Annotated in this window: 15 protein-coding genes; 5 read left to right on the forward strand and 10 right to left on the reverse strand. The window is 74.2% G+C overall.

The window, feature by feature from the left end:
- Positions 1 to 9: 9 nt before the first annotated feature.
- Genes ABD324_RS17530 through ABD324_RS17540 form a run of 3 tightly spaced genes read right to left on the reverse strand, consistent with a single transcriptional unit; the run spans position 10 to position 2,752 of the window.
- On the reverse strand, positions 10 to 267 hold the full coding sequence (locus ABD324_RS17530; RefSeq protein WP_344417928.1) for an acyl carrier protein: 258 nt from the start codon (positions 265 to 267) through the stop codon (positions 10 to 12).
- Complete coding sequence (locus tag ABD324_RS17535) at positions 264 to 1,487, reverse strand: ketosynthase chain-length factor (RefSeq protein WP_344417930.1); 1,224 nt, start codon at positions 1,485 to 1,487, stop codon at positions 264 to 266. The genes ABD324_RS17530 and ABD324_RS17535 overlap by 4 nt, the downstream gene beginning before the upstream one ends.
- Positions 1,484 to 2,752 carry a beta-ketoacyl-[acyl-carrier-protein] synthase family protein gene (locus tag ABD324_RS17540; RefSeq protein ID WP_344417932.1) on the reverse strand — a complete coding sequence of 423 codons (1,269 nt, stop codon included), beginning with the start codon at positions 2,750 to 2,752 and terminating at the stop codon, positions 1,484 to 1,486. Before ABD324_RS17540 ends, ABD324_RS17535 begins: the two co-directional genes overlap by 4 nt.
- Before the next feature lie 175 nt (positions 2,753 to 2,927).
- Here ABD324_RS17540 and ABD324_RS17545 point away from each other — a divergent pair, with 175 nt between their 5' ends.
- From ABD324_RS17545 to ABD324_RS17560, 4 genes are all read left to right on the forward strand, one after another.
- Positions 2,928 to 3,668: an SDR family NAD(P)-dependent oxidoreductase gene (locus tag ABD324_RS17545; protein WP_344417934.1), complete on the forward strand. Its 741-nt coding sequence runs from the start codon at positions 2,928 to 2,930 to the stop codon at positions 3,666 to 3,668.
- Between the two features lie 267 nt (positions 3,669 to 3,935).
- Positions 3,936 to 7,064 carry an AfsR/SARP family transcriptional regulator gene (locus ABD324_RS17550; RefSeq protein WP_344417936.1) on the forward strand — a complete coding sequence of 1,043 codons (3,129 nt, stop codon included), beginning with the start codon at positions 3,936 to 3,938 and terminating at the stop codon, positions 7,062 to 7,064.
- 79 nt (positions 7,065 to 7,143) lie between these two features.
- Positions 7,144 to 7,965: an AfsR/SARP family transcriptional regulator gene (locus tag ABD324_RS17555; protein WP_344417938.1), complete on the forward strand. Its 822-nt coding sequence runs from the start codon at positions 7,144 to 7,146 to the stop codon at positions 7,963 to 7,965.
- A 6-nt stretch (positions 7,966 to 7,971) separates the two neighbouring features.
- A complete protein-coding gene (locus tag ABD324_RS17560; protein ID WP_344417940.1) occupies positions 7,972 to 8,121 on the forward strand; it encodes a hypothetical protein in 150 nt (49 codons plus the stop codon).
- Positions 8,122 to 8,167: 46 nt separating this feature from the next.
- Here ABD324_RS17560 and ABD324_RS17565 read toward each other — a convergent pair whose 3' ends face one another.
- Positions 8,168 to 9,034: an SDR family oxidoreductase gene (locus ABD324_RS17565; RefSeq protein WP_344417942.1), complete on the reverse strand. Its 867-nt coding sequence runs from the start codon at positions 9,032 to 9,034 to the stop codon at positions 8,168 to 8,170.
- A 130-nt stretch (positions 9,035 to 9,164) separates the two neighbouring features.
- On the opposite strand from ABD324_RS17565, the gene ABD324_RS17570 reads away from it, so the two are divergent.
- On the forward strand, positions 9,165 to 10,010 hold the full coding sequence (locus ABD324_RS17570) for an alpha/beta fold hydrolase (RefSeq protein ID WP_344417944.1): 846 nt from the start codon (positions 9,165 to 9,167) through the stop codon (positions 10,008 to 10,010).
- Positions 10,011 to 10,068: 58 nt separating this feature from the next.
- Here ABD324_RS17570 and ABD324_RS17575 read toward each other — a convergent pair whose 3' ends face one another.
- The 6 genes from ABD324_RS17575 to ABD324_RS17600 form a co-directional block, all read right to left on the reverse strand.
- Positions 10,069 to 10,371 (reverse strand): muconolactone Delta-isomerase family protein, encoded by a 303-nt coding sequence (locus ABD324_RS17575; RefSeq protein ID WP_344417946.1) that lies wholly within the window; start codon positions 10,369 to 10,371, stop codon positions 10,069 to 10,071.
- Positions 10,372 to 10,394: 23 nt separating this feature from the next.
- Complete coding sequence (locus ABD324_RS17580; protein WP_344417948.1) at positions 10,395 to 11,465, reverse strand: LLM class flavin-dependent oxidoreductase; 1,071 nt, start codon at positions 11,463 to 11,465, stop codon at positions 10,395 to 10,397.
- Positions 11,462 to 12,505, reverse strand: a complete 1,044-nt coding sequence (locus ABD324_RS17585; protein ID WP_344417950.1) for an MsnO8 family LLM class oxidoreductase — start codon at positions 12,503 to 12,505, stop codon at positions 11,462 to 11,464. The genes ABD324_RS17580 and ABD324_RS17585 overlap by 4 nt, the downstream gene beginning before the upstream one ends.
- Positions 12,502 to 13,548, reverse strand: coding sequence for a phosphotransferase family protein (locus ABD324_RS17590; protein ID WP_344417952.1), 1,047 nt, complete (start codon positions 13,546 to 13,548; stop codon positions 12,502 to 12,504). Before ABD324_RS17590 ends, ABD324_RS17585 begins: the two co-directional genes overlap by 4 nt.
- A 3-nt stretch (positions 13,549 to 13,551) precedes the next feature.
- Positions 13,552 to 14,595 carry a methyltransferase gene (locus ABD324_RS17595; RefSeq protein WP_344417954.1) on the reverse strand — a complete coding sequence of 348 codons (1,044 nt, stop codon included), beginning with the start codon at positions 14,593 to 14,595 and terminating at the stop codon, positions 13,552 to 13,554.
- 75 nt (positions 14,596 to 14,670) lie between these two features.
- On the reverse strand, positions 14,671 to 16,176 hold the full coding sequence (locus ABD324_RS17600) for an MFS transporter (RefSeq protein WP_344417956.1): 1,506 nt from the start codon (positions 16,174 to 16,176) through the stop codon (positions 14,671 to 14,673).
- Between the last annotated feature and the right edge of the window lie 75 nt (positions 16,177 to 16,251).

Raw genomic sequence — 16,251 nt, forward strand, 5'->3', positions numbered from 1 at the left:
TCCTCCGGATCAGGTGGGGTTGTTCGCGAGGTCGAGGAACCGCCGCGGGGTGCCGGCCTCGGCGACCAGCTCGTCCGCGAGGACGATCCCGAAGCGGCGCTGCACCTCCGCAGCCGTCTCGAGCAGCGCGAGCGAGTCGTAGCCGAGGTCGGGGAAAGGCACGTCGAGGACTTCGCCGTCGAGGTCGACGCCCTCGTCTGCGCCGGCCGCGGTGCGCAGTGCGTCGATCAGGTCGGCGAGCCGGAGCGTGCGGGAGGGTGCGGTCATGGTCGTTCTCCTTCGGTGGTGAGGACGAGTGCGGCGTTGAACCCACGGACTCCGCGGGCCAGCACCACTGCGGTGCGCAGCTCGGCCTGTCGGGGGCCGTCGCGGACGAGGTCGAGGCCGTACTCATCCGGCACGTCGACGACCGCGGTCGTCGCAGGGATCACGTTGTTGCGCAATGCAAGCAGTGCGGTCGCGGCGTCGAGGGCCGAGCCACCCGAGGCGAGCCGGCCGGTCAGCGTCTTGGGCGCGGTGACCGGCACCCCGTTCGGCCCGAACACGGCGCGCAGCGCGGCGGCCTCGGCCGCGTCCTCCTCCGGGACGCCTGCGGCGTCGGCGAAGACGACGTCGACCTCCGCGGGTCCGATCCCGGCGTCGGTGAGCGCCATCTCGACAGCCCGGCGAAGTCCCGGTTCGCGGCCGCTCCCGGGTCGCGGGTCGAAGGTGGACGCCGTGCCCGCGATGGTGCCGTACACGGGAGCGCCCCGAGCCGCGGCGGTGTCGGCCCGTTCGACGACAAGCAGGGCTCCGCCCTCCCCTGCGACGGCCCCCGAGGCGTCGGAGTCGAAGGGGCGGAAGGCGAGTGCCGGATCGTCGCGGTGGCTGAGCCGGCCGCCGGCGAGCAGCGCCGTCCAGCCCCACGGGCACACGGGTGCGTCCACGGCCCCGGCGACAACCAGTTCCGAGCCTCGGCGCAGCAGCCGCCGCGCCTGGGCCAGCGAGTCCAGCCCGCCGGCCTGTTCGGTCACGAGGACGCCGCTGGGTCCACGCAGCCCGTGCCGGATCGAGATCTGGCCGGTGTTCACCGCGTAGAACCAGGCGAAGGACTGGTAGGCGCTGACGTGCGTGCTGCCCAGGCTCCACAGCTTCTGCAGCTCGCGCTGACCGAACTCGAAGCCGCCCGCGCTGTTGGCCGTCACCACGCCGGCAGCGAAGTCCCCCAGGCGTTCCGGGCTGATCCGGGCGTCCGCGAACGCCCAGTCCGACGCGGCGAGGGCCATCCGGGTCAGGTGGTCGGTCTGCGGCAACAGCCGGCTCGGCACGTGCTCGGCCGCGTCGAAGCCGTGCACCTCACCGGCCAGGCGAGCCGGGTAGGAGCTCGCGTCGAAGCGGGCCACCGGGCCGATGCCCGACCGACCGGCCAGTGTGGACTCCCAGTGTCGATCGGCCCCGAGCCCGGTCGGTGCCACCACACCCAGCCCCGTGACCACCGCCGCCGTCATGCCGCACGCTCCGGCGCGGTCAGCACGACCGCCGACTGGAAGCCGCCGAAGCCGCTACCGACGGACAGGACGGCAGGCAACCGCCGTTCGCGAGCCTCGAGCGGCACGTAGTCCAGGTCGCACTCGGGATCGCGCTCGTGCAGGTTGGCCGTGGGTGGCACCACGCCGTGGCGGATCGCGAGAGCACAGGCCGCCAGCTCGATGGCCCCGATCGCGCCGAGCGAATGACCGACCATCGACTTGATCGAGCTCATCGGGGTGCGGAAGGCGTGCTCGCCGAGGCTGCGCTTCACCGCCGCGGTCTCGTGCCGGTCGTTCTGCCGGGTCCCGGAGCCGTGCGCGTTGACATAGGCGATCTCGGTGGGATCCACCCGGGCGTCGGCGAGCGCGACGTCGATGGCCTCGGACATCTCGCGGCCGTCCGGTCGCAGACCCGTCATGTGGTAGGCGTTGCTGCGGGTCGCGTGCGCGGCCAGCTCGGCGTAGATCGGGGCGCCGCGGCGCAGGGCATGGTCGCGGTCCTCCAGGACAAGGGTCGCGGCTCCCTCGCCGAGCACGAACCCGTTGCGGCTCAGGTCGAAGGGCCGGGAGGCGTGGGCCGGGTCGTCGTTGCGTGGCGAGGTGGCCTTGATCGCGTCGAAGCAGGCCACCGTGATCGGCGAGATCGGTGCGTCCGTCGCCCCGGCCAGCACGACATCGGCGCTTCCCTCGCGGACCAGGGCGGCGGCGTGCCCGACGGCGTCGAGCCCCGATGTGCACCCCGCCGAGACGATCCCGACGGGACCCTCGGCGCCGGTGTCCCAGGCCACCTCGGCGGCGATGGAGCTCGGCACGAAGTAGTCGTGCAGGTAGGAGACGGCAAAGGTGTGGTCGACCGTCCACTCCCGGCCGGAGTCGCTCACGACCGCGTACTCGGCATCGAGTCCGGTGGTGCAACCGACGGCTGTCCCGAGCTGGACGCCCACGCGTCCGGGATCGAGGCTCCCGAGCTCCAGACCGCTGTCGCGCAGCGCTTCCCGGGTCGCGGCGAGGGCGAACTGCGCCGCGCGGTCCAGCCGACGGACCTGCCGCGGGCCGAAGCCGTGCGAGGCGGGATCGAAGTCGCACTCCGCCGCGATCCGCGACCGGTACCCCGTCGCGTCGAACAGGCTGATCGCGCGGGTCGCCGTCGCCCCCGAGGTCAGGAGCTTCCAGAACGCCGCCGCACCGATCCCCCCGGGCGCGATCACGCCCAGTCCCGTCACCACCACTCGGCCGCTCGCCATTCCCTGCTCCTCCCGACGACTGCTCCGACGATCGCCCGGCCGGCTGGAGAGGGATCCGCGCGCCGCTGGAGCCCGGCTCGACCCGTCCCGCTCCATCCACCGTCGACGTCCGCTCCAGCACCGGAGCGGACGGTGGGCCTCCGGAGGGGCGTTGCGGCAGACGAGGAGGCACACGATGACCGTCGGCGCAGGGGTTCTGGAGGGCCGAACCGCTCTCGTGGTCGGTGGGGTCCGCGGGATCGGGAGGGCGATCACCGAGGGGCTGCTCGACGCGGGGGCCGCGGTCGTCGCCACGTCCCGCGACGCCCCTCCGACCGACCTGGCGCACCACAGGCTCGGGTTCGGGTCGCTGGACGTCCGCGACCCGGAGTCGGTCCGCCTCGGCATCGACGCGGCGGCCACCGTGCTCGGGAGGCTGGACGTCGTCGTGGTGGTCGCCGGGATCAGCAGGCCCGGCCCGGTCGACTCGGCGTCACCGCAGGACTGGCAGGAGGTGTTGTCCACCAACGTGATCGGGACGGCGTTGGTGGTGCGCGCCGCGGTCCCGCATCTGACCGCCGCAGGCGGCGGGCGCATCCTGACGCTCTCCTCGGCACTGGCTACCCGGATCACGCCGGGGGCCGCCTCCTACTCGGCGGCGAAGGCCGCCATCGAGGCGTACACCCGGGTCGCCGCGGCGGAGCTGGCTCCGCGGGGGATCCTCGTCAACTGCCTGGCCCCGGGCTTCATCGACGCCGGGATGGGCAGGGAGCTCGCCGCGAACGAGGTCGTCTGGCAGCGGTATGCGCCGAAGCTGTCCGCCGGCCGGCTGGGCACGGCGGAGGAGGTGGCCGCGGCGGCGGTCTTCCTGGCCGGGCCCGGGAGCGCCTACGTCGGAGGCCACGTCCTCGAGGTCAACGGCGGCCTCGTCTGGTGACCGGCGCCTCACCCGGACGAGGCATGGGTCACGCCTCGTTGTGACCCTCGGTGGCGATCGGTAACCTCCTGAAACGGTCCCGCGGCGTTCTTGCCGGCGGGCGCTGGAATCCGGGGGGATCCGATGGGCGGTGGACAGCTGCTCGTCTCCCGTCGCTACATCGACCACGGGTACATCCGCTCCGGTTCCTGTCCACGCTGACGCGTTCCCCCTCGGCGCCGGTGACGGGTCCATCCGCCCCGGCCAGGCTCCCGGAGACCCGTCACCGTGCTTCCGCCGTACCCGTCCCCCGTCCCGGACCTCGACATCCGCCTGCTCGGTCCGGTGGAGATCCGCCGAGCCGGCACCGCACTCGCCGTCGCCCCGAAGCAACGCACGCTGCTCGCGGCCCTGCTCACGGGCGGATCGCGCGGGGTGCCGCCGGACGAGCTCGCCGAGCACCTCTGGGCCGGGCGGCGACCGAGCGACCCCCGGGCCGCCGTCCACGTGCACGTCGCCCGCCTGCGCGGGATCCTCGCACCGCTCGGCGACCGAGCCCAGGTCGTCTCCGGGCCCGCCGGCTACCGGCTGCGGCTGCACCCCGGCGTGCTGGACCTCGACCGCGTCCGCGCCGAGGAGCAGCGGGCGGACGCCGCCCGCGCCGCCGGTGACCTCGACACCGAGATCGACGCGGTCCGGGCAGCCCTGGGCGAGTGGCGCGGCGAGCCACTCGGCGGCGTCGCGGCAGACGACCTGCGCGCGGCCGTGGTTCCCGCCCTGGCGGACCGGAGGCTGCGGCTGCGGGACCGCCGGTTCGATCTCGAACTCGCGGCCGGCCGCCACGAGCACCTGGTCGGCGAGCTGCGTGAGCTGTGCCGGGAGCATCCCCTGCGCGAGGGGTTCTGGTCCCGGCTGATGACCGCGCTGCACCGCAGCGGCCGGCGGGCCGAGGCGCTGGCCGCGTTCGCCGAGGTCCGGGCCGTTCTGGCCGAGGAGCTGGGCATCGAGCCCGGGGACGAGCTGAGCCGGCTGCACCGGGAGATCCTGATCGGGATCCCTGATCCCACCCCGGTCCCGGACGCCTGGCAGTCGCAGTGCCGGCTCCCCCCGGCGCCCGCGGCACTGGCCGGGCGCGAAGTGGAGATCCGGCGGATCCGCGCGGCGCTCGACAGCGACGGCCGCTGCCGCGTGGTCGCCCTGGCCGGGTTGCCCGGCGTGGGCAAGACGGCGCTCGGGCTTCACGCCGCCCACGCACTGCGCGCGGACTTCCCGGACGGGCAGTGGTACGTCCGGCTGCACGACGAACAGGGCGGGACACGGCCGCTGACCGAGGCCGCAGGTGAACTGCTCGGGGCCTCCGGCGTGCCGGTCGACGCGGTCCCCGCCTCGCTGGACGCGCGGGCCGGGCTGCTGAGGGCCCGGCTCGCCGGCCGGCGTGTCCTCATCATGATCGACGACGCCGCGGACGCCTCGCAGATCTGGCCGCTGCTGCCGGGCACCAGCGGGAGCGCGGTGCTGGTCGCCACCCGCGCGGACCCGACCGAGCTGATGGCGCTGCACGGCGCCCGGGTCGTCGAGGTCCGGCCGCTGACCGCCGGGCCGGCCGTCCGGCTGCTCGAGGAACAGGCAGGCTCCGATCGGATCACCGCCGAACCGCAGGCCGCGGCCGAGCTGTGGCGGTGGTGCGCGGGCATGCCCCGGGCACTGCGCGCCGCGGGGGCCGATCTCGCCACGCGCCCCGAGCTCACCGTGGAGGCCTACGTCCGCGAGCTCGACCGGCCCGGCACGGGCGCGGCCCCGGCCGGTCCGGCGGCCGCGGAGTCGATCAGGGCAGCGCACCGGATCGCAGTGGAGCGGCTGGATCGGCCTGCCCGCCGGTTGGTGCGCCTCCTCGGCGCCTGCCCGCTCCCCGAGCTCACCGAGACCGCTGCCGCTCGGCTCGCCGGAACCGGGGTCGCCGAGGTCCGGCCGGTGCTCGCCGCCCTGGCGAACGCCGGACTCGTGCTGGCGCGCCCCGGGGGCCGGTTCCGGATGAGCGGCCCGGTCCACGGTGCCGCGGCCGACCAGTACCTGGCCGGGGGCTCCGACCCGGCCGCGGTGCGCAGGCTCTACGACCACTACCTCGGGACGGTCTTCGCCATCGCCCTGCGGTGGTTTCCCGCGGTCGTCCGGCTGGAGCTCTGCGACCTGGTCACCGCGCTGGAGGTCGAGCCCCCTCCCACGGAGGATGCGGCCCTGGACTGGCTGGACCGCGAACGGGAGCAGTTGCTGGCCCTGATCACCGGCGCGGTCGGCGCCGGGATGGCCGAGCACGCCTGGCTGCTCACGGACGCACTGCGCGGCTACTTCCTGCAGCACGGTCACCGCGAGACGTGGCAGGTTGCCGCCGATGCCGCGCTCCGGGCAGCGGACGCGGCCGGCGCCACCGGCCCCGCGGCCGTGATGCGCTATCACCTCGCGCTCCTCACCCGGTTCGGCGGCGACGTCGCGGGGGCCGCCCGGCAGTTCGACACCGCCATCGGCCAGTTCCACGACGCGGGGGCCCGCGACTTCGAGGCCGCGGCGCTGTCCTCGGCCGGGATCCTGCACCTGCACCGGTCCTACGGCCGGCTCGCCGATGCGCTTCCCGGCCTGCACCGTGCCTGCGCGATCGCCACCGAGCTGGGGGTGGCGACGCTGCGCGCCCAGACCCTGCGGGACGTCGGTGTGCTGCAGCACTCGATGGGCGACCTGCGGGCCGCGCTGCGCTCGTTCACCGCGGGGCTGCGTCTGGTCAGCGCGGAGAACGCCGCGCACGCCGAGCCCGAGCTCATGATCAAGAAGGGTCTCGTGCTCGTCGACCTCGGCCGTCCCGGTGAGGCGACCACGCTGTTCGACCGGGCGCTCGGCCACCCCATGACCGGACGCGCCCAGGCCGCCACCGCGCACTACGGCGTGGCCGCCGCAATGGGTGACGACCCCCGCGCCACCGACCACATCGACCACGCGCAGCGGCTCGCCAGGGACCTTTATCCGGTACTGATCCCGTTGTGCCTCAACCTCTCCGCCGTGACCTGCGCCCGTGCCGGACGGTTCGGGGTGGCGCGCGACCTGTGGGGCCGCTCGCTCGTCGTCGCGCGGGAGCTCGGTCAGGAGCAGGCCGAGCTCGACGCGCTGCTCGGCGTCGCCGGGCTCCCCGGCCCCGTCGACACCGCGCTGCGGACGGCGCGCCGGGCGACGAACACCGCCGGGCGTCGCGGCTTCGGGCTCCAGGAGCTGACCGGGCGCCGGCTGCTCGCTCGGCTGCACCGGGAGGCGGGCGAACCCACCGCGGCCCTCGCCGAGGCGGAGGCCGCAGCGGCGCTGGTGGAGCGCACGGGTGCCCGCCCGGAGACGCCGCCGGACGGACACCTGCTGGAACCCTGCCGGGCGAGCTGACCGTCGTACGGGATCGGAAAGGGTTCGGAAAGGGGGGTCATCCACCCTGAGGACCTGCGATTCCTCGGAGGAGACCGTCATGGAGCTCGGGATACTCGGCCCGCTCGTCGTCAGTGACCCGCGTGGTGTGCGCATGCCCCAGGCGCCGAAGCAGCGCCAGCTGCTGGCGCTGCTGGTGGCCAATGCGAACCACGTCGTGACCGTCGGCGAGTGCGTCGAGGAGCTCTGGGACGGAGCGCCGCCCGCCAGCGCGGTGCAGACCCTGCAGACCTACGTGATGAAGCTGCGGAAGAGCCTGCCGCCCGAGCCGGACGGCTCCACCCGCATCCATACCCGCGACCAAGGCTACGTGTTCCGCACTCGGCCGGGTGAGCTCGACCTCGAGCGCTACGAGACCGAGGTCCGGGCGGCCCGGGCGGCCGCGGCGGGCGGCGCGGACGAGCTGGCGGCGGCCCGGTTCGCCGCGGCGCTGAGGATCTGGCGGGGTGAGGCGCTGGAGGGCCTGGCTCTCGGACCCGTGCTGCGCACCACGCTGGTCGGGGTCACCGAGAGCCGCCTCGGCGTGCTGGAGCAGCGGATCGAGGCGGACCTTCGGCTGGGCCGCCATCACGAGCTGCTGGGCGAGCTGCGCATGCTCACCGCCCGGCACACCGGGCACGAGAACCTGGCGGCGCAGTTCATGGTGGCCTTCTACCGGTGCGGCCGGCAGGCCGACGCGCTCGCCGCCTTCCAGCGGCTGCGCGCGGTGCTCACCGAGCAGCTCGGTGTGGAGCCGTCGCCGCGGATGAACCGGCTGCACCACGCGGTGCTCACCACGGACCCGGTGCTGGACCCGCCGCGGCGCAGCGCCGCCCCGATGGCCCTGGACCTCGCGGACGCGCCGATCCGCCGCGCGAGCTGAGCCGTCGTGCTCTGGTTGGCCTACTTCGGCGAGCTGATGGCTGCCACGCAGCAGGTGCGGCCCGAGACCGGAGAGGGGGCCGACGGCGAACCGTCGTTGCCGGCCTGGCCTCCCCCGGAGCAGCGGTGGGAGTGGTGGGAGGAATTCCGGACCTGAGGAATCCCCGCCCGGTGGGACCGGTGTGCCGGTCCCACCGGGCCGGTCACGCGTTGGCCGCGCTCACGATCCCGCCGAACGCCTCCGTGTGGTCGCGCACCCACTGTGTGAAGGTCACCGGAGGGCGGCCTGTGAGGGCGCGCACGGTGCCGGTCGGTACGCCCCGTTCCGCGCCCGCCGACACCCGCGCGGCCAGCACGGCGTCGGCGACCTCTGCGGGATAGCGGCGGGCAAGCGCGGCTCGGGCCTCGGCCAGCGGGACCTCCTCGAAGCGGACCTCTCGGCCGATCACCGCCGCGATCCGCCCGACCTGCTCCATCGTGGTCAGCCGCTCCGGGCCGGTGAGCACGTGGACCTCCCCCGCCGGCGGTGCGGCGAAGGCGGCTACCGCGGCCGCTGCGATGTCCCGCGGGTCGATCGGCACCGACACGGCATCCGGCAGCGGGGCCCGGACCAGGCCGGCGCGCACACCGGCGGCCCAGCCCAGGGCGTTGCTCATGAAACCGTTGGGGCGCAGGACCGTCCAGCCGACGCCGGACTCCGCCACCACCCGTTCCCCCTCGAGGTGCCAGCGACCGAGCACGCTCCCGTCCCCCTCGCTCGCCGCGAACGACGACAGAGCGACCACATGGTCCACCCCAGCCGCCGCTGCCGCCGTGCCGAGGTTCCGGTCGTGAGCCGGCTTGTGCTCCGCCGCCGAGACCAGGAAGACGCCGTCGACGCCCCGGACGGCCGCCCGCAGCGAGTCCCGGTCCCCGAGGTCCCCCTTCACGATCGCCGTCCCCGGCCCGAGCACCACGGCTGCCCGCCCGGGATCGCGGCTCAGCGCCCGGACCTCGCGGCCCGCCTCCCGCAGGGCGTTCACCACCGCGCGTCCGACCACCCCGGTCGCCCCTGTCACCAGCACCGTCATCGTCTGTCCTCCCTGTCCCGCAACGGTTCTCCGGCAGCATGCACCCCCGGGGCAGAGGCCGGCTGGAGCCCGGCCGGAGGCGCGACCGACGCACCAGCGGGGCCCCAGCCGCTGCTCCTAGCGTCGATTCATGACCACCTTCACCAGCCACGACGGCCTCCGACTGCGTTACCGCACGATCGGGTCCGGCCCGCCGCTGCTCGTCGTTCCCGGCGGACCGAGGGCCTCGAGCTACCTGGGCGACCTCGGCGGGCTCGCCGAGCACCGCACCCTGGTCCTGTACGACGCCCGCGGTACCGGCGGGTCCGACGCCCCGGACCCGGCCGAGCGCGAGGCGGCGGCCTATCCCGCGCTCGCGCAGGACGTCCACACCCTGCGTCGCCATCTCGGCCTGGAGCGGGTCGACGTGCTCGGACACTCCGCCGGCACGGTGGTGGCGCAGGCCGCCGCCGCGGCCGATCCCGGGGCGTTCACCAGTCTGACCCTGGTCACGCCCGGCGGCGACCTGTTCGGGGTGCCGCCCACGGACATCGGGGAGGTCCTCGCCGGGCGGGCGGAGGAGCCCTGGTTCGACCAGGCGAAGGCCGCCCTGACGGCACTGTTCTCGCTCGGCCCGGACGCTCCGGCGGAGCAGGTCGCCGCAGCGCTGCTGGACTACGCCCCCGCGGCCTACGGGCACTGGGAAGCGCCGGCGAAGGAACACGTCGCCCGCCAGCAGGCGGAGTTCGCGCTGACCGCCTGGCAGGGCTTCTGGGGTGCAGGCCCGCCGGCGAACCCTGTGCTGGTGGACCGCCTGCGCACCCTGACCCTGCCGGTGCTCGTCCTCACCGGAAGCCGGGACGCACTGAGCGGGGTCGCGATCGGGGACCACGTCGCCGCGGTCTATCCGGACGCCGTGCACCGGACCATCCCCGGCGCGGGCCACTACCCGTGGGTGGACGAGCCGGCGCGCTTCGTCGAGGCGATCACGAGCTGAGCCGCACAGCAGGAAACGGGGAGCGGGCCGCGGCCCGCTCCCCGTTTCGTGCCGGGGGTCAGCCGGCGGACTCCGCGAACGCCTCGACGTCGAACGATCCGGCGTCGACGATCGGGAAGACGGTGAACTCGATGTGCGGGCTCAGCGGGTTGTCGTAAAGAGCCGAGACGAGCTCCTCGTGCGAGGACACGTCGTAGATGTTCAGGCCGCCGGACTCGCCGACGCGGATCCAGCTGTGCTTCACGATCCCCTTGTCCACCAACGAGACATGGTGCGAGAAGCCCTCCGGCAAGCGGCGCTTGAACTCGTCGGCGGAGATGCCCTTGGGGGCCTGGGTGGTGAGGACGGCGAACAGTGCCATGGCGCGCTCCTGGATGTCGGGTGTCAGATGTGGATGGTCTGGCTCGTGACGTGCGGGGCGACCTGCTCGGCGAGCAGGGTCACGGTGCGCTCGGACTCCGCGAGCGGCGGGTTGCCGGAGATCACCTGGGCGCTGACGGTGACCTCGCCGAACCACTCACGGATCTGGTGGACGGTGTCGAGGACCCGGGCCGGGTCCCCGACGAGGACGCGGTGCGAGGCGAGCTGGCGCCCGAAGTCGGCGTTGCGTGCCTTCTCGACCACGCCCTCGTAGCCCGGGTACTGATCGCTGCGGGTGTGCACCCACGGCTCCACCGCATCGGCCAGGACGGCGTTGGTGCGCTCGGCGTACCGGCGGCCCTGCTCGAGGGCTTCGGCGTCGTCGTCGGCGAGGTAGCAGCTGTAGCTGAGCTGGACCTCCCCCTCCCCCGGGTGCCCGGCGCGGCGCCACTCCTCGCGGTAGAGCGCCAGCACCTCCTGCACGCGCTCGACGGAGTTGATCGACGGCACGAGCAGTAGGCCACGGCCGGCCCGGCCGGCGGCGACGCAGGACTCCGGGCTGCGCGCGCTCGCGACCAGCACCGGCGGGTGTGGCCGTTGCAGGGGTCGGGGCAGCACGGTGAGCGGGCCGAAGGTGTGGAACCGGCCCTCGTGGCGGACGTCCTCGTCCGTCCAGAGCCGCTCGATCGCCGCCACCGACTCGTCGAACCGGGCCCGGCTCTCGTCGAGCGGGATCCCGAAAGCGGCGAACTCGTCCGGCAGGAAGGCCCGGGCGAAGCCCACCGACAGCCGTCCGCCGGAGATGTTGTCCAGCATGGCCAACCGGCCGGCGAGCGCGACGGGATGGGTGAACGCGGGGATCACCGCGCCGGTGACGAGCCGGATCCGCGAGGTCCGGGCGGCGACGGCGGCGAGCAGGGTCACCGGGTCCGGGCTGTAGCCCCCGTACGGGGTGGCGTGGTGCTCCACGGTCTTGACGTGGTCGAGCCCCGAGCGTTCGGCGAGCTCGGCGAGGCGCAGCGCGTCGGCGAAGTAGCGGTCCGCCGGCTTGTCCGCGGGCCCGACGGTCGGGAACAGGTTGATGCCGAACCTCATCGCGACGCCGTCCCGAACGCCTCGGCGAGCAGCTCGTAGGAGCGCACCCGGTTCTTGTGGTCGTGCACGGTCGCGAGCGCGACCACCTCGCGGACGCCCACCGCCGAGGCGATCGCGGTGACCTGATCGCGGACCTGCGCGGGCGTCCCGACGACGTAGCGAGGCCACTCGAACCGCTCCTGCCCCAGCGGGTCCGGGCCCGACGCCAGCTCGGCCAGCGCCTCCTCGGTCGACGGCACGGGCGCGATGATGTTCTGTGTCAGCCGGGCGCGGAACAACCGCTGGCTCGCGTAGACGCGCTGTGCCTCGGTCTCGGTCTCGCCGCAGTAGACGCCGATGCCGAGGATCAGCTCCCCGCCCCCGCCGCCGGCGTGATAGGCCTGCGCGGCGGCGCGAGTGGCGGCCGGATTGATGAAATGCGCGAAGGCGTAGTCGATCCCGGCCCGCCCGGCCTCGGCGGCGCTGGAGCTGCTGGATCCCAGAATCCAGACCGGGGGCGCGTCGTCCACCTGTGGGGTCACCTCGAACCCGGCGAACGGGTGGCCGGCCGGGACGGCGTCGTGCAGGAAGGCCAGCAGCTCGGCGAGCTTGGCGGGGAGCGTCCCGGCGTCCGGCAGCGCATGTCCGGGGTCGAGGGCGGCCGAGATCGGGCCGCCTCCCGCGAGCGATCGGCCGATGCCGAGGTCGATGCGGCCGGGGAACAGGGCGTGCAGCAGCCGGAACGACTCCGCCACCTTCAGCGGGCTGTAGTGGGCCAGCAGGACGCCCCCGGTCCCCACCCGGATCCGTTCGGTCTGCGCCGCGATCGCGCCGACGAGCACCTCGGGGGCCGAGATGGCGTGCGAGACCATCCCGTGGTGCTCGGCCACCCAGTAGCGGTGGAAGCCGAGCCGGTCGGCCCGTCGCGCGAGGTCGACGGTGTTGCGGAGCGCCTCGGCCGCGGTCTGGCCGGTGCCCACGGGTGACTGGTCCAGCACGGAGATCCGCAGCGGCTCTCCGCGTGCTTCGTGTGCTCCGCGGGCCGGTCCGGGATCGGTCACAGGAGGTCCCTCCAGTCGTCGTCGGGCGCCTCGCCGGCCTCGGCGAGGGTGCGGTGCAGCAGGACGAGGGCGTTGCGGCGCAACGGGAAGCCGAGCGGATCTTCGACCACCCGGGCCTCGACCAGGAGCGATGTCACCCGGCACGCCGTCGCGGCGAACCGCAGCGCCGCCCGCACGAGATGGCGGGAGAAGCCGGTCACCGGCCGGCCCGAGCGGCGCTCGTAGTGCCGCACCGTGGCGGTGGTGGACGGGAACCCGTCGAGGCGGGGAGCGCCGATCCCCTCGGAGAGGTGCCGGTCGAGGTGGACGAACCACGCGAGGTCGGTCTCCGCAGAACCGGTCCCGGTGAGTTCCCAGTCGAGCAGGCCCCCGACCGCGGTCCCACGGAACACGATGTTGCCCAGGCGGGCGTCGCCCCACAACAGCCGTGTGGGCGCCGCGGGCGGCGGGTAGGCCCGGGCCCAGTCCAGCGCGCCGTGGACCACCGGCTCGTCCGCACAGCGGTAGAAGTCCAGGTGCCGTTCCAGGTCGTCGAGGTCGTCCACCGGCGCGAGGGCAGCGATCACGGGGGTCGCGGTGCGGTGCAGCACCGCCAGCGCGTCGACGGCGCCCCACCAGAGAGCCTCGCGCTGCCCCGGCCGGAGGCCGTGCAGCCAGCCCTCCCGGTGGTAGGAGGGCAGGTCGGCGGGCACGTCCCCCGCGAGGTGCTGCTGGACGAGGAACGGGCCGCCGAGCACCTCCGGATCAGGTTCGCGGCCGTACACACGCGGCACCGGAAGCCCACCCGAGCCGAGCGCGCAGAGCACCGCGCTCTCCGTGCCGAGGTCCGCGTCCGGACAGATCCGGTGCTCGGGCCGGGCGATCCGGACGACGATCGTGGCACCGGTCAGCTCCGCGACCAGCGTCTCGTGGGAGAAGCCGGAGGCCGCCGGCACCCTGAGCCCCAGGACCTCCCGGCCGGCCAGCTCCGGGACGGACCGGTCGAGCCACTCCCCCAGCCGCGTGGCGGCCGTGCGGAGGTCGCGATCGGCGGCGACGGGCACGGCTCACCCGCGCTTCCGGGCGGTGACCACGGTGGATCCCGCGCCGAGCAGGCGGTGCTCCACGTAGGACAGACCGGCCCCGGCGAGCCAGCGGACCAGCTGCGCCACGGTGTACTCGCTGCCGCCCGCCGACCAGACCAGCATGTTGAGGCTGGCGAGCACGGTGTTCAGGGCCGGGGCGGTGGCGTCGAGGATCGGGTCGTACACGAGGACCCGCCCGCCGGCCGGGACCGCCGCGGCCGCGGCCCGCAGAAGGCCGACGCGCTCCCGCTCCGGCCAGTTGTGCAGGACGTGCCCGAACACCACCGCGTCGGCCTGTGGCAGGGGGTCGGTGAAGAAGTCCCCCGCCCGGAAGTGCACCCGGTCCGCCACTCCCCGGGCCTCGACGTGCGCGGTGAACGCCGGTTCGATGCCGGGGAGGTCGAACACGGTGGCCGTGAGGTGCGGGTGCGCGTCGACGAGGGCGGCGGCCACATTGCCGCGGGCGCCGCCGACGTCCACCACGGTACTGATCCCGCTCCAGTCCAGGCCGGCGAGCTGCTCGCCGATGGGCGCGTTGAGCACGTCCATCGCGGCGAGGAAGCCGTCGCGCCCGCCCGTCTCGCCGTAGAGCTCGCCGAACGGGTCGACCGCCTGCCCCCCGGCCCCGCCGCCGCGCAGGCGCTCGGTGAGGCCGTCCCAGGCGGGGTGCAGGACCCGGTCGAGAAAGGTGAGGAACCCGCCGATGTGAGCGTCCCCGCCGGGGACCAGGAACCTGGCCGCCGCGGCGGTGTTGCGGACGTGACCCCGCTCGTCGCGTTCCAGCAGGCCGAGCCCGAGCAGGGCCAGCACCAGGTCCCGGCCGCCGATCGGCTCGATCTCCAACTGCTCGACGAGCAGGTGCGGATCGAGGGCGCCGTCCGCGAGCCGGGCGAACACACCGAGCTCGACCGCGGTGAACAGGACCCGGGCGGTGCGGTACCCGGACGCGATCCGCAGGACCGCTTCCGGCCCCGCGAGGGTCCCGGACGGGGTATCCGTACCGGCCGTGCTGATGGTGCTGGTCATCCGCGGTGCCTCCTGGTTCTCTCGTTCTCCCCGCCGACGTTAGGCGGAGCCGGTGGAGGGCGACTGGAGTCCGGGTCAGCCCACCTCGGTGTCCGCCAGCCGGTCGGTCGGCTGCTCCGCCGGCCGCTGCTCGGCGGCTGCCGGGGCGGGGCGGGTACGCAGGCCCACCAGCGGGATCAGCGCTGCGGCCAGGGTGAACGCCGCGGCGACGACGAACGCCGCCCGCTGGCCCGACACCTGCAGTGCCGGATCGGCGGAGCCCCCGGTGACGGACGCGGCCACGGCAGCGAGCACCCCCAGACCCACGGCCCCGCCGACCTGGCGGGTGGTGTTGATCAGCCCGGACGCCACGCCGGCCTCCGATCGCGGGACGCCGCCGGTGGCCGCCAGCGCGAGCGGCATCATGGCGATCCCCGCGCCGAGGGTGACCAGGACCATGGGCACCAGCAGGTGCACCGCATAGGTGGCCTGCAGCGGCAGCAGCGAGAGCCACGCGAGGCCGGCGGTGCTGAGCAGTGGGCCGGTCACCAGCAGCACCCGCAGCGGGATCAGCTTGAGCAGCGCCGGCCCGGCGTACGCACCGACGGTCATCGCGGCAGCGCCCGGCAAGAACGCGAGGCCGGCCGCCAGCGGAGACCAGCCCAGGACGTTCTGGAGGTAGAGGGTGAGGAAGAAGAAGTGCGCCACTACACCGGTGGCCAGCAGGAACATCGAAGCGTTCCCGACCGCCACCGACCCGAGCCGCAGCAGCCCGAGCGGGAGCAGCGGCGCCGCCGCGATCCGGTGCTCGTGGACCACGAACCAGGCCAGCAGCACGAGCCCCCCGACGAACGGCACCAGGGTCGTCACGGCACCCCAGCCCTGCTCGCCGCTGTTGATCGTGCCGTAGACCAGCGCCACCAGACCGGTCGTGACCAGCGCGGCACCCCCGAGGTCCAGCGAGCGGCGCTGCCCGCCGCCCTGGATATCGGCCGGCGAGCCGCCCCGGCTCTCGACCAGCAGCAGATATGCGCCGACGATCCCGAGCACTCCGAGTGGCAGGTTGACCAACAGGATCCACCGCCAGCTGAGCAGCCCCGTCAGTACACCGCCGAGCACGGTGCCGATCGCCGCGCCCCCGCCCGCGACCGCGCTCCACACCCCGAGCGCCTTGCCCCGCTGGGCCGGCGTGGTGAAGGTCGTCGTGAGGATCGTGAGGGTCGCGGGCGAGAGGATCGCGCCGCCGATCCCCTGCGCCACCCGCGCGATCACGAGGACCAGACCGTTGGGCGCGACCGCCCCGGCGAGGCTCGCGAGGGTGAACACCGCGAGCCCGAGCACGAAGATCCGCCTGCGCCCGAACAGGTCCGCGGCCCGGCCGCCCAGCAGCAGGAACCCGGCGTACGCCAGCGCGTAGCCGTTGACGACCCATGCCAGGCCCGCTTCGCTGAAGCCGAGATCGGTGCGGATCGACGGCAGCGCGACGTTCACGATCGAGACGTCGAGCACCACCATCAGCTGGCCCAGCGACAACAGGCCGGTCACCAGCCAGAATCGCTTCCGCGAAAGCGACTGCGTCGCCTCCGCCTCTCCGTTGGCCATCGAAGTCTCCCTAGTTGGACGAGTGAGTCCAACAAGTTAGGCATTGGGGTTCCGATGAGTCAACTCGACCGTCCA

It is taken from the genome of Pseudonocardia ailaonensis, from assembly GCF_039531635.1.
Classification (GTDB): domain Bacteria; phylum Actinomycetota; class Actinomycetes; order Mycobacteriales; family Pseudonocardiaceae; genus Pseudonocardia; species Pseudonocardia ailaonensis.

Bases quoted from the DNA above. Each gene is read 5' to 3' on its own strand.
- ABD324_RS17530 (WP_344417928.1), bottom strand. From the start codon at position 267: ATGACCGCACCCTCCCGCACGCTCCGGCTCGCCGACCTGATCGACGCA.
- ABD324_RS17535 (WP_344417930.1), bottom strand. From the start codon at position 1,487: ATGACGGCGGCGGTGGTCACGGGGCTGGGTGTGGTGGCACCGACCGGG.
- ABD324_RS17570 (WP_344417944.1), top strand. From the start codon at position 9,165: ATGACCACCTTCACCAGCCACGACGGCCTCCGACTGCGTTACCGCACG.
- ABD324_RS17555 (WP_344417938.1), top strand. From the start codon at position 7,144: ATGGAGCTCGGGATACTCGGCCCGCTCGTCGTCAGTGACCCGCGTGGT.
- ABD324_RS17600 (WP_344417956.1), bottom strand. From the start codon at position 16,176: ATGGCCAACGGAGAGGCGGAGGCGACGCAGTCGCTTTCGCGGAAGCGA.
- ABD324_RS17565 (WP_344417942.1), bottom strand. From the start codon at position 9,034: ATGACGGTGCTGGTGACAGGGGCGACCGGGGTGGTCGGACGCGCGGTG.
- ABD324_RS17595 (WP_344417954.1), bottom strand. From the start codon at position 14,595: ATGACCAGCACCATCAGCACGGCCGGTACGGATACCCCGTCCGGGACC.
- ABD324_RS17540 (WP_344417932.1), bottom strand. From the start codon at position 2,752: ATGGCGAGCGGCCGAGTGGTGGTGACGGGACTGGGCGTGATCGCGCCC.
- ABD324_RS17575 (WP_344417946.1), bottom strand. From the start codon at position 10,371: ATGGCACTGTTCGCCGTCCTCACCACCCAGGCCCCCAAGGGCATCTCC.
- ABD324_RS17580 (WP_344417948.1), bottom strand. From the start codon at position 11,465: ATGAGGTTCGGCATCAACCTGTTCCCGACCGTCGGGCCCGCGGACAAG.
- ABD324_RS17545 (WP_344417934.1), top strand. From the start codon at position 2,928: ATGACCGTCGGCGCAGGGGTTCTGGAGGGCCGAACCGCTCTCGTGGTC.